General features: G+C 54.5%; 10 protein-coding genes. 8 read left to right on the top strand and 2 right to left on the bottom strand.

Annotated elements, in window-relative coordinates; genetic code table 11:
- Positions 1 to 59 precede the first annotated feature (59 nt).
- The 4 genes from ACN082_RS03470 (at position 60) to ACN082_RS03455 (ending at position 5,608) form a co-directional block, all read left to right on the top strand.
- Positions 60 to 1,313, top strand: coding sequence for a sensor histidine kinase (locus ACN082_RS03470; RefSeq protein ID WP_419099463.1), 1,254 nt, complete (start codon positions 60 to 62; stop codon positions 1,311 to 1,313).
- 81 nt (positions 1,314 to 1,394) lie between these two features.
- Positions 1,395 to 2,156 carry a response regulator gene (locus tag ACN082_RS03465; protein WP_419099462.1) on the top strand — a complete coding sequence of 254 codons (762 nt, stop codon included), beginning with the start codon at positions 1,395 to 1,397 and terminating at the stop codon, positions 2,154 to 2,156.
- A 118-nt stretch (positions 2,157 to 2,274) separates the two neighbouring features.
- Complete coding sequence (locus ACN082_RS03460) at positions 2,275 to 3,027, top strand: ABC transporter ATP-binding protein (protein ID WP_419099461.1); 753 nt, start codon at positions 2,275 to 2,277, stop codon at positions 3,025 to 3,027.
- A gap of 1 nt (position 3,028) precedes the next feature.
- On the top strand, positions 3,029 to 5,608 hold the full coding sequence (locus ACN082_RS03455) for an FtsX-like permease family protein (RefSeq protein WP_419099460.1): 2,580 nt from the start codon (positions 3,029 to 3,031) through the stop codon (positions 5,606 to 5,608).
- A gap of 146 nt (positions 5,609 to 5,754) precedes the next feature.
- On the opposite strand, the gene ACN082_RS03450 is transcribed toward ACN082_RS03455, so the two are convergent.
- Entirely contained in the window at positions 5,755 to 6,699 is a 945-nt protein-coding gene (locus tag ACN082_RS03450; RefSeq protein WP_419099459.1) for a hypothetical protein, read from the bottom strand.
- A gap of 115 nt (positions 6,700 to 6,814) precedes the next feature.
- Here ACN082_RS03450 and ACN082_RS03445 point away from each other — a divergent pair, with 115 nt between their 5' ends.
- On the top strand, positions 6,815 to 7,885 hold the full coding sequence (locus ACN082_RS03445) for a hypothetical protein (RefSeq protein WP_419099458.1): 1,071 nt from the start codon (positions 6,815 to 6,817) through the stop codon (positions 7,883 to 7,885).
- Between the two features lie 90 nt (positions 7,886 to 7,975).
- Here ACN082_RS03445 and metG read toward each other — a convergent pair whose 3' ends face one another.
- Positions 7,976 to 9,517, bottom strand: coding sequence for a methionine--tRNA ligase (metG, locus tag ACN082_RS03440; RefSeq protein WP_419099798.1), 1,542 nt, complete (start codon positions 9,515 to 9,517; stop codon positions 7,976 to 7,978).
- Positions 9,518 to 9,808: 291 nt separating this feature from the next.
- Here metG and ACN082_RS03435 point away from each other — a divergent pair, with 291 nt between their 5' ends.
- The 3 genes from ACN082_RS03435 to ACN082_RS03425 all read left to right on the top strand — a co-directional run.
- Positions 9,809 to 9,964, top strand: a complete 156-nt coding sequence (locus ACN082_RS03435; RefSeq protein ID WP_419099457.1) for a hypothetical protein — start codon at positions 9,809 to 9,811, stop codon at positions 9,962 to 9,964.
- 407 nt (positions 9,965 to 10,371) lie between these two features.
- Entirely contained in the window at positions 10,372 to 10,725 is a 354-nt protein-coding gene (locus ACN082_RS03430) for a hypothetical protein (RefSeq protein ID WP_419099456.1), read from the top strand.
- A 7-nt stretch (positions 10,726 to 10,732) separates the two neighbouring features.
- On the top strand, positions 10,733 to 12,312 hold a 1,580-nt coding region (locus tag ACN082_RS03425), incomplete at its 3' end, for an alpha/beta hydrolase (RefSeq protein WP_419099455.1).

The raw sequence follows: 12,312 nt of genomic DNA, 5'->3' as shown, positions 1-12,312 counted from the left end.
TGGGCCTGGTGCAGGGTGGGTGCTGGGTTCTGGGTACGGGCGCAACCTAAACTGGTGGGGTGGAGAGCTTTCTATTTGAACCGGCTGTTTTGGCTCGGCGTAAGCGCTGGGTGAACGGTATTTTTGTTGCCTTGTGCCAGTTGTTTACGGTCGGTTTTACCGGTATTGCGGGCCTCAACGGTAATCTCTGGTGGCTCTATATGCTCCTTTGGGCGGTGGTGACCGGCAGTCTCTATTTCCGCTATAGCAGGCCAAAGACCGTGACTGTTTTAGTCCTTGTGGGCTTGCTGGTTACTGTTGTTTTGCCCTTCCCGGCTCTTGATATGTGGTGGGTGGCTCCGCTGGCGGTCTATCATTGGGCCAGGTACGGCGAGCGCCGGGTGCGTATAGTAACTATTGTTCTTTTTTTGGTGGCTTCGGTGGTGGCTGGGGCTAGTGCGGGTTTTCAGCTTGCTTCTGTCTATAGCTGGAGCACCGTTGAGCTTTTGGTTCTTTCTCTGGTTATTTTCTTCTTTTGTGCCGCCTTGTGCACGATTGCCTGGTTTCTGGGTGATACTAGGCGCTTGCGGGATAACCGGCAGAGGTCGCTGGTTGAGCGTAACCGGCAGTTGGTGCATGAGCGGGAGCAGGAGCGGGTTATGGCGGCCCTGGATGAGCGTGCGCGTATTGCCAGGGAGATGCACGATATTGTGGCTCATTCCCTTTCGGTCATTATTACGCAGGCGGACGGGGCACGGTATGTGGCTCAAGCCCGTCAGCAGGCGGAGCTAGAGTCTTCCGCCCGAGGTGGTGAGCAGGTCGAGCCGGTGGAGATTGCCGCCTTAGGGACTATTTCTGAGACGGCTCGTTCTTCTTTACAGCAGATGCGTTCCCTGCTGGGAGTTTTGCGGACGGATGAGGGCGCCGCTTTTCAGCCTCTACCGGCTTTGCACAATGTGCCGCAGCTGGTGGATCAGATGCAGGAGCTGGGTTTTAATGCCAGGCTGGTGTGGGAGTGCGAGGGAGTTGAGGAGAAGCTGCCGCAGGGGGCTGAGCTGACGGTCTACCGTATTGTGCAGGAGGCTCTGACCAATGTGCGTAAGCATAGCCCCACGACCCCGCTGGTGACGGTGACGGTTCGTGAGGGTAAGCGTTCCTTAGATATTGATGTGGTCAATGCGCCCCAGGTTCAGGCTTCGGAGCCTTTGGCCGGTGCCCGCCGTGGTTTGCTGGGTATGCGGGAACGAGTTGATATGTATAGGGGTAGCTTGCATTACGGGCGCCTGGCGGACGGCTCGTTTAGGGTCTTTGCGCAGATTCCGTTTGCTCCCTAAGAGCGCTGGCTGTCTTTTTGGCCGGGGCAGGCCAGCTGTTAAGAGAGAAGTTGTTGAGGTCGAGAGGATTGAGAAGAGACGATGAGCGGAAAGATTAGGGTCATGCTGGTTGATGATCAGCAGTTGGTGCGCTCTGGCCTTGCCATGTTGGTTGGTTCCCAGCCTGATTTGACGGTGGTAGGTCAGGCATCGAATGGCCAGGAAGCTGTGGAGCTTACCCGGCAGTTGGCGGGGCAGGGTTCTGTACCCCATGTGGTGCTCATGGATGTGCGTATGCCGGTCATGGATGGTATCGAGGCGACCGGGGCAATTATTGCGGGCTACCCCTCCGTTCGTATCGTTATGCTGACAACTTTTGATATTGATGACTATGTCTACGCGGCGGTCCAGCGCGGGGCCAGTGGCTTCTTGCTTAAGGACGCGCCTGCTGAGCAGCTCTTGGAGGCTATCCGTACTATCTACCGGGGGGATGCCGTCATTGCACCAAGTGCTACGAAGCGTCTCTTGGAGCAGATGATTATCCCCCAGCTAGCGCAGGATGCCCCATCCGGTCAGGGCGCGGGCCAGGCCGTGGGGTTTGCTGGCTTACCCGCGGAGCGGCAGGCTGGCTCCTCTGCTCGGTCCAGCGGTAAACACCAGCAGGAAATAGCCAGCTTGACTGCCCGCGAGTTCGAGATTTTCATGCTCATGGCCCGGGGCCTCAGCAACGCTGAAATCACCTCAGAGCTTTTTGTGTCGGAGGCAACCGTCAAGACGCATGTCTCCCATATTCTGGCCAAGTTGGGCGCCCGCGACCGTGTGCAGGTCGTCATTATGGCCTATGAGGCAGGCCTCCTGCCCTAGGCTACTTGTCGGTCGTTCCAGGCCGGGAACAGGTATCTCATACCCGGGTATGAGGTCCTTCCCAGGTTTCACTCCCAGGCCTGATGTACCCAGGTAGATCTCTTGCCAGACTGGAACTATGAATACACACCACACATTTCCCGTTGCGGTAGGCGCACGCAACCTCAGCAAAACTTACGGAAGCGGTACTTCGTCCGTGCGCGCCCTCGATCAGGTCAGCATCGACTTTGAACGCGGCAAGTTCACGGCCATTATGGGCCCCTCAGGTTCTGGCAAGTCCACTCTGCTCCACGTCCTTGCCACCCTCGATACCCCAGACCCCGGGACTGATTCTTCTTTGCAGGTACGGGGTGTCGAACTGCTGGGCCTCAAAGATTCCGTGCTAGCAGAGTTCCGGGCCAAGAATATCGGCTTTATCTTCCAGGCCTACAATCTGGTCCCCACACTGACCGCAGGCCAGAACATTGATCTGCCCCTGGGTCTTGCCAAGATGAAGGTTGATAATATTTGGCGTGATGAGCTGGTACGGGTTCTGGGCCTGACGGACCGGCTCAAGCATGCCCCGGCTGAGCTATCGGGTGGCCAGCAGCAGCGAGTAGCCATTGCCAGAGCGCTTCTACCCCGCCCCGCCGTCATTTTTGCCGATGAGCCAACCGGGTCTTTGGACTCAGTTTCTAGTGCCGAGGTTTTAGATCTGCTACAGCAGGCTGCCCGCGCTCAGGGGCAGACCATTCTCATGGTCACCCACGACCCGGTAGCGGCCTCTTATGCTGACCGGGTAGTACTGCTGCGCGACGGCAAATTGGCCGGTGTGCTTGAATCCCCCACCCGCGAGTCAGTGCTTGCGGCGCTTTCTGGGTTGGGTGAATAGCATGGCAACCACATTGGGCACCGTTGCCCGCTCTAACTTGGGTAAGCACAGGCTGCGCTTTGCGCTGACCTCCATCGGTATTGCTATCTCGGCTTTCTTCCTCTCAGCGGTTCTTATCAGCAACCTGTCGCTCATGACTAGCTTGCGTGAGTCAGCGGCCCAGTTCTATGGGAACTCGGATCTGGTCTTGGAGGACCCTGATCACAGCCAGTTTGTTATAGAAAGTCCCCCCTACTTGAGTCAGAAGGCTGCCCAGCAGGTTCAGGCTAGTTCCCTGGTCAAATCCAGTTGGGGTGTAGCAACAGCTGATGATGTCATGTATTTAGCTGGCTCGGGGGCCCAAGAACCAAGTTTTTTGGTCAAACGCACTGATTTAGCGGCCGATGATTCTGTTCTCTCTCTCACCCTTCAAGAGGGTGATCTCCCCAGCACCAGCAGTCAGGTCCTCATACCCTCCTCCCTTGCTCAAAACTCCGACCTGAGGGTTGGGCAGACGGTACGGATGACTGACTACACCCTACCCGTTGACTTTCAGGGATTACCCCCAACCAGTGACTTTAAAATCAGCGGTATCTACGCACAAAAAGCTGCTACGGGACCTATGAATAATATGGTCTTCACCGGCGGTAGCTTGACCGCAGACTACACCAAGTCACGTGAAGCTGACCCCAGTAGCGGCTACAGCATGATGATGGTCAAGTTAGCACCGGGGGTTTCAGTCCATGATTTCAAGCAGCAGCTCACATCAGCAGGGCTTGAGGTGGCGGTCTCTACTGTAGAGGAACAAATCCAAAAGGATGTAGATGACTTCACCGGGGGGATCTCACAGGTCACCGCCGTTGTTCTGGGCTTCGGCCTGCTATCCCTCCTCATGTCCAGTTTTGTGATAGCTAATACCTACCGGGTCTACGCGGCCTCGCGTACCCGCGAACTGGCTCTGCTCCGTACTCTGGGTGCCACCCGTTTTGCTCTGGTGCGGATGCTCCTACTGGAGGCCTTCATGCTGGGTGTGCTTTCTGCTCTAGCGGGTATCGTCACCGCCTATGGCCTGGCGTTCCTTATATCCACTTTTATGACCGGGGGCTACATGATCGATTTCTCCCCCGTCCCAGCCCTGATCTCCCTCTTTATCTGTGGGACTGTTGCCGTCCTTAGCGCTTTGGCACCAGCCTGGTCAATGCGCAAGATTTCGCCCATCACAGCCATCCAGAGCGTACCTGAGCCCCGGACAAGGAGCGTCCTTAAGAAGGTCTGGTTCTGGCTGCTGGTGCTCCTCCTTGTAGCCCTGGTAGCTGTGGGTATCTTCTGGGCTCAGAGTTCTCCCTTAGAGCCAGGGTATGTGCTGGCCACGGTTGCCCTGGCAACCCTCCTTGTCCTGGTTTTCCCTTTCTTCCTATCCCCCCTGCTCGCTGTGACGAGCAGGTTCTGCCAGCCATTTACTACCGCCGGTATGGCCCATAGTAATATCCGGCAGGCTAAGGGCCAGACCGTAGCTAGCGGCCGGATGCTCTTTATCTGCGCAGCCTTTCTAGCTGCTCTCATGACCGGTTTCACTAGCCTGAAGGTTTCCGTCCTTGAGGATATTGAGCGGTCCTACCCTTTCCCTGCTTCGGGCTTTGTGAGTGCTCAGAGCTGGGAGGCTAGCACCCGCTTGGAGCAAGAAGTTCAGGCTTTTGGCGGGGTAGATGCGGCGACTGTGGCAATCCCCCAGGGCTCCTTGGAGAATAAGCTCTACCAGGATGCCAACAGAGTGAGCGTATATTCTCTCGATGCTTCTCAGCTAGATCGCTTAGCTCCCTATGATTTCCCGCACCCCTTGGCCGATGACCAGCTCCTCATCAATGCCTCAAGCGCTGAATCACTCGGTCTGGTAGAGGGTAGCAAAATTAGGGTTGCTGGAACCCACAAGAGCCAGGAACTGACTGTTGTTTATACGGATACTGATTTATTTGGACCTGTCATGACCCGGGTAACAGGTCAAAGAATAAGCGGTTCCGAGCTTCTGGCTACCTCGCCTTCCCCCGACTCACCCGCCCTGATTCTTGGCTTTGACCCCTCGCTCAGTAGCGATCAGCAGTTGGCGGCTTTGAAGGGCCTTGAGAGCCAGGTGGGGCTTGCCCAGGGTAGCCTCTACGGGAGCCTGACCATGGGTAGAGATATTGAGTTGGGTCTAAACATAGGCCTCTACGTTGCCCTGGGGCTACTGGGGGCAACCCTGGCTATTACTCTGATTGGTATAGCCAATACCCAGATTCTGAGCGCCTACCAGCGGCGCCGCCCCTACGCCCTGTTGAGGGTTGCGGGTATGAGCAAGAAACAGTTGAGGGCCATGATTTCCTTCGAGACGACCCTGGTGGCTTTGCTGTCCATACTGTTGGGTATTGGGGCTGGTTATGCTTGTGCGATCTTGCTCTTGCAGGTGTATGCCACCAATGGTTTTAGCATGAACTACTCTGTTCATGGCTGGGACCTGCTCCTGATTCTGATCGGCGGGGTCGCTCTGACCTGGCTCACTAGCCTGATACCAGCCCTGCGGGCTTCGCGTCTCTCACCGGTCGTCAGCCTGCAAGAGACCCCCTAAAGCTGGTAGGCACACTACTAGTTCATATAGGGCCAAGAAATTCGGTGCTGTGCCCACCTCTACGAGCTTTGGGCCAGTATGAGCTGGGCACGGCACCGATGAGCACCAGGAGGCTAGCAGGAGGGTGGGAAAGGCTGGCCGCGCCCCTAGGATGCTGTGGCTGTTGGCTCAGCTGAGGCGCTAGCACTCTCAGAGGGTGTAGGTAGGGTGACCGGTGAGGTGTTCTTGGGGTCGGCCTTATCCGCTTCCACCCGCTCCTGGGAGGTAGCGTGGATAGCTTCAAGCTCATCCTTGAACTGCTTGAGCCGTTTGTAAACGGACTCGTAGTAAGAATTTTTGAGCTCAGAAACGGAGGAATCAAAAGAATGTCTTTCACGACAGGAAATATCGGCCTCCAGCATCTTCTTAGCATCCGCCTGGCCTACCAGGCTAGCCTGGTAAGAGGCCAGGTCGGTACTCTTTACCTGGCCAAAGCCAGCATCGGACATACAGCTAGCCCACTGCCTCTGCAACTCAACGTACTTCTCGTCCGAGCGCAGGCTATCGGCGATAGCCGAGCCAAACTGGGGAGCCAAGAGGGCGGCCTTAATACCGTTTTCAACCGACCCATAGAGGTACTCATAGCTCTGAGCCATACAGCCGTCAGCTTTCAGTTCCCCACTGGAATAATCCATGAAGCTCACGCTCAAGGTACTATCGCCCTTGCCCAGGTAGGCATCAAGACCAGCCTGGTCAAAGCTGGCAGTTGCTCGGTCGCTCTGGGCGGGCAAAGGCCCGTACCCGTTAGCTTTCAACTCATCAGTAGTGCGCCCGGTATAGACAGCGTGGTCCAGGCTATGCACCGCAACCGGCTCCAGGTATTTACCCCCGGCTTGAGCTACGCAGCGTTCAACAAAAGCACGGCGAGCCTTTTCTGCGCCCTCAGGGGGATACATCAAACTCTCAAGAGCAGTAATGTGCTCCGGGTTTGCTTGTTCAGGCTCAAGCTCCTGGAAATTTTGGGGCTGGGGCTTACACCCAGTCAGGGCCACAGCAAGCAAAAGGGCCAGGCTCGTACCGGCCTTCACACCGTGGGCAGTAAGTAATGACACGCAAGCCTCCCTAGCTAATCATCATCCATTCTAACTACTATAAATAGTCGGGCATCACCACAACCTCCCTTGATGACACGACGGACTCGTCACAGAAAGTAGCAACCGCACCACCATGACACCTGAAACACAGCCAGGAGTTCGCACCAGCCGCCGCGACCTCGTCCGTTTTGCAACCCTCACGGGCGTTGCAACTGTGGCCACAGCAGCTGCAGGGGGCTTGGCCGGTCAGCAGGCGGCTCAGGCAGCCGATGCCAGCTCTACTGTCTTCCCCGCAGAATACATTTACCCCACTGTTTCTGGCCCTTCCTTAGCCATCTGGGGCAGTTCATCCGTAGAAGGAGCTTACGCCGATCAAGGTGTTCCTGCCGGAGTCAAAGCAACCCTACCTGAGCTTCTTTCAAGCTATCTCTCTGTGCCGGTTCTCGGTTTTGGGCGTAGCGGCGATACTTCCTCAATGATTGCGGCCCGTCGCGGTGTAGGCCACAGCCGCTACAAGCTGGCCTTGCCAGATAATAGGGTTCCAGCATCGGGTAGCGTCAATGTGACACTTGCACCTGAGGCAGATGTCAAGTGGGGCACTTCAACACAGGTACCGGGTTATATCGGCGGTGCGCCCGGTGTACTGACTGCTGGTGCCACAGACGGTAGCCTGATTTTCACCCGAACCGTACCCGGCGAAGAAATTTATGCGCCCTCCGATACAGCTGCAGCCTGGCTTTACTCCTACCAGGAGATGATTAGCCGCGCTTGCTACCATGTGCTTCAAATCGGTCGCAACAATCTGGCTGAAACCTCCCGTATACAGGAAGATACCCAACGGGCTTTTGATATGGCTCCCACCCGCTCGATTGTTCTGGGGCACTTCCGCGCCCAAAAGGATTCAAACACATCAGATCAAGCTAAGCAGGTCGAAACCTACAACACCTGGGCAGCTAAAACCTTCGGGGATAGATTCATGAACCCCGAGACCTTTCTCCGTGAAACCACCCAGGAAAGCTGGCTCCGCTACGGTGCGCTGGCAGGGTCCGGGGTCTGGTCATCCGATAAGGACCGCGCCGCCTACAAGGAGGGGAAGATTCCCCCCAGCTTCTATGCCACCGACGGCTTCCACCTCAATGGCTGGGGCTATGTCGCTATCGCACAACAGATTTATTACCGGGTCACCCAACTGGGCTGGTTCTAAAGATTCTTACCTCGGATAGCTTCAGGCCCGCTCCCCTTATCTTGGGGGCGGGCCTGAGCTCTATTTGCTATTCTTACCGGTGGCTACGGGTTAGGCGTCCTTGGGTTCCTCATAACGCGGGAAAATCGGCGCAGGCGCGGGCAGAACAGTACCAGCGACCAGGGCCCGGTCAAGGTCCCTAAAGCTACGGTTTTCCGGTGCCACAGCCAGTAGGTCTAGGAGCTTACCCATAGAGGTAGGCATGACCGGCTGGGTGAGGGTTGCCACAATGCGTAGAACCTCAGCGGTCACGTACAGAACGGTGTTCATACGTTCCGGGTCGGTCTTGCGGAGCTTCCAGGGTTCCTGGGCCGTGAAGTAGCGGTTAGCTTGACCGACAACCTGCCAGATACGTTCTAGGGCACGGTGGAAGGCCTGAGCATCGAAGTCAGCCCGGACCTGCTCCAGCAGAGCACCTGCGGCCTCAAGCATAGCCGTATCCTCCGCAGTAAACTGCCCGGGCTGGGGAACAGTGCCCTCACAGTTCTTAGCAACCATAGACAGTGAGCGCTGGGCCAGGTTGCCCAGGTCATTGGCCAGGTCGGAGTTAATACGGTTCTTGATAGCCTCGGCTGAGTAGGAACCGTCCTGACCGAAAGAAACATCGCGGAGCAGGAAGAAGCGGAGCTGATCCAGGCCAAAGCCTGCTACCAGGTCTGCGGGGTCCACGGTATTGCCGATGGACTTTGACATCTTTTCGCCGTCCACCAGCAAGAAGCCGTGGCCAAAGACCTTCTGGGGTAGTTCCAGCCCAGCGGACCAGAGGAAGGCAGGCCAGTAGATAGCATGGAAACGGGTGATGTCCTTTCCGATCAGGTGCATATCAGCAGGCCAGTATGTGGTGAAGAGTTCGCTGTCGGTATCGGGGTAGCCCACACCTGTCAGGTAGTTGGTCAGCGCATCGACCCACACGTACATGACGTGCTTGTCGTTGCCGGGTACAGGTACGCCCCAGTCAAAGGTTGTGCGGGAGATGGAGAGGTCGTTGAGGCCACCCTTAATAAAAGAGGCCAGCTCGTTACGGCGGGTTTCGGGGTAGACGTAGCCCTCGGTTTCATACAGGTCAAGCAGGCGGTCGGCGTACTTTGAGAGGCGGAAGAAGTAGGATTCTTCTTCGGTCCATTCCACCTCTGTATCGGTAGCAATCGCATAGCGCACACCGTCACGCAGTTCGGTTTCTTCTTCGGTGTAGTAGGCCTCATCGCGGACCGAGTACCAGCCTGCGTACTTATCCAGGTAAATATCGCCCTTCTCTTCCATCTTCTTCCAGATGGCTTGAGATGCGGCGTAGTGGTCGGGGTCGGTGGTGCGGATAAAGCGGTCAAAGTCGGCTCCCACGAGCTCGGCCATTGCGCGGAATCGGGCTGAGTTTTCGTCGGCTAGTTCCTGGGGGCTCTTCCCCTGCTTCTGTGCAGTGGTTTGCATCTTTTGGCCGTGTTCGTCGGTACCGGTCATGAAGCGCACATCAAAACCGTCTAGTTTCTTGAAACGGGCCATGGCATCAGCGGCAATGACCTCATAGGCATGGCCGATGTGAGGGGCGCCGTTGGGGTAAGAAATTGCGGTGGTGATGTAGTAGGGGGTAGCAGTCATAGTCATGATTTTACAGGGTGGGGAACAAACCGGCGACCTGCTGATCCCGCATGAGGGTAAGAACTACTCCCGCAGGGGCTAACAGTGTAGGGGCTGGCCTACCTCAATGAATGGAACTCGCTAGGGCTAGGACTAGTGGGATTGATGGATCAAGCTATAACATGCCCCTAGCCGTTGCATCTAAAGGTTTCAGCTATGCATCTACTCAAGTAGAATCATGAACCAGAATACTTACCTGACACCTTTAGAAGGGTAAACACGGGAAGATGCAGAAAGAAAGAGCTGACAAGGATGACCGATACTCTTAAATTCAGATATGAAGACCTCCAGTCGGTCATAGATATCTTTGAAAAAACCCGAGCCAACTTTGAAATTCTTGCTAGTTCCGCCTGCCATCACTCTGCAAGCCAGGACCCGGTAGCTGAACACCATGCCGGTGTAGTTTAGAGGGCAGGACGGAAAGCTTCTGGCTAGCGCAATGGAAGCATTTACTAATGCCCGCGATGGAGCACATGAAGCTTATAGGTCTTTTAAAGCAGCTGATGCAGGAGGGAAGTAGGTGGCCATGTCTACACGTCCTAGTGACTTGGTCTCCTCTTGCTGGCGGGGATCCCTGCCCCGGAGATCCCGATGCCTGGATTTCGATCTCAAACTTTTGGTGGGAACAGCGCAACTATCTTATCGATCCTTATCGTGAGTCTCTTTTGGAATACACGAGTATCGATGGCGAGGGTAACCGAATCCGCAGGCTTGAGGCTGTAGCTTCAGACGGTGCGGGCCTAGTATCTCGTATAGCCTATTCCTACCAAATGGCATATCATGCCGTCATTAAATGGGAGAGACAATTAAGAAGTATGCAGGAGCGTGCTGATGCTGCATTGAAATTAGCTCAAGATGCTCAAACAGCGAAAAATGATGCGCAGGATAAGATTGCGAGGCTGGAAGAAGAGGCTGCGAAAGATGAAAGCCCTAATCCGATTATTGCCCTGACAATTCATGGGTGGACGGGGCATGGTGGTCTACGCGGGGATATTGCTGACGCTGATGCGACTATAGCTAATACGCAAAGAATTGTTGATGATATCCGGGATGAATATTTTACGAAGGCTTCTGAGATTATCGAGCAGTATTCGATTGCCGATTCGGTCGACGCGCTCTATAACAACCGTGGTGCACATCTCATCAAGGTAATCCTTTTAGTGCCCTAGTGATGTCTTGACTAGTTTTGAGCTCTTTGATTCGTTGACCCTGATACGTGCGTTTGAAGATGCTAGAACATCGGAAGAAAATATGCCACGGTTACTGGATCTGCTCTCACAGATGACACCGGAACAGATTCAAACTTTTTTCACTGCCAATCCAAAATACGCGCTGTTTGCTACGAATCCTATTGGTGGAGACAATGTCCAACGCGCCAAGGATACTCAGAAGTGGTGGAACACCCAGAACCAATTCACTGATGATAAGGGGAACTGGCGTTCAATCAACGCTGATGATCAGGTACCACCAGGAACTTTGAACGAAGCGCAGCGGAAAGCTCTGATCCAATATGCTCCCGGTCTTGTTGGAAATATGCAGGGTATTCAGTACATCTATAGGTCAGAGACCAATGTAAATTTGGTGAGGATTATTTCTCAGGATTCTGAAGAAGCCAGAAATCTTGAGAGAGTTGATGGACTCAAGCTACCTGATTCTCCCTTTAATCTTGGACCACTACATCTGCCAGATAACATTCGAGGTACGGCCGCAAATATGCTGAGGCAGTATGAGGAAAATAAAGATAACTATCCTGACGTGCAGATTGCGACCTTTGAAGTATCAACCGATCCATCAGATGATGATCATTGGGATGATGTAAAAGCAGCTTTTGTACTTGGTAATCTAGACGAAGCGGAGTCAATTAGTTATCTTACGCATGGCATTGATAATAGTGCTCTGCGCGACAGTGACGTTAACAACCACATTAGATCAGCCGGTTCCCTCTACAATGCTGAAGAATCAGCCATAATACACCACGGGAATATAATCACTGGTAATGGTTCTGCGCCTCAACATGCAACTGTGGCCTGGATGAATTATGAAGCGCCCAAGGGGCCCGCAGAAGACCTTTCCGTTCTTGATAATGATAAAGCACATGAGGGCGGGCACCGCTACGCTCAGGATCTGGATACGCTGAATACTTTACGGGGAGAGGACAATATCCGCCTCAATACTGTTGCTCATTCCTATGGAACAGATACAACCTTTTCCGGTATGACTGAAATGAAAACACAAGTTGATAGCGCCGTCTTCCTAGGATCTGCGGGGCTTGATCAGAAGCAGGTGGATGATGTGCAGGCTCACCCGGATCATTTAGCTGTGGACATCAATAATATTGCCTATACACATGCCTCAGAGGACATTGTAGCTCCTATGGGTTACCTCAAATTCTGGAATAAAACAAAGCCCTCGGATATATTGACCCAAGATGGAGCCAAACCCACTGAGCTTACTTCAGATGGCGGTTATACCCAGGATGGTAACTATCTTCAAGATACGGATGGCCATGCCCTTTATGATGAGGACGGCCTAGAGGGCTATCTCAAACCTGGTACATCAGCTCTTGACCAGACAGCCCTATGGACCACCGGTCACAGAGACAAAATTGGTAGGCTACTTGAATACGTGGATCCTTCAGACTTCACTGAGGTCAAATCTGTCGGACCAAATAATTACACCTATGTACCTGCTAATGACCGAAAGACGCCTGTAAGCCAAGAGGAGCTTCGAGAATATGCTCGAGCTCGTGGAATCAA

This window comes from Rothia sp. CCM 9417 (assembly GCF_048513575.1).
In the GTDB taxonomy this organism is placed as follows: Bacteria; Actinomycetota; Actinomycetes; order Actinomycetales; family Micrococcaceae; genus Rothia.
The sequence above is the reverse complement of the archived record's forward strand: the minus strand, read 5'-3'. Positions and strand labels throughout refer to the sequence as shown.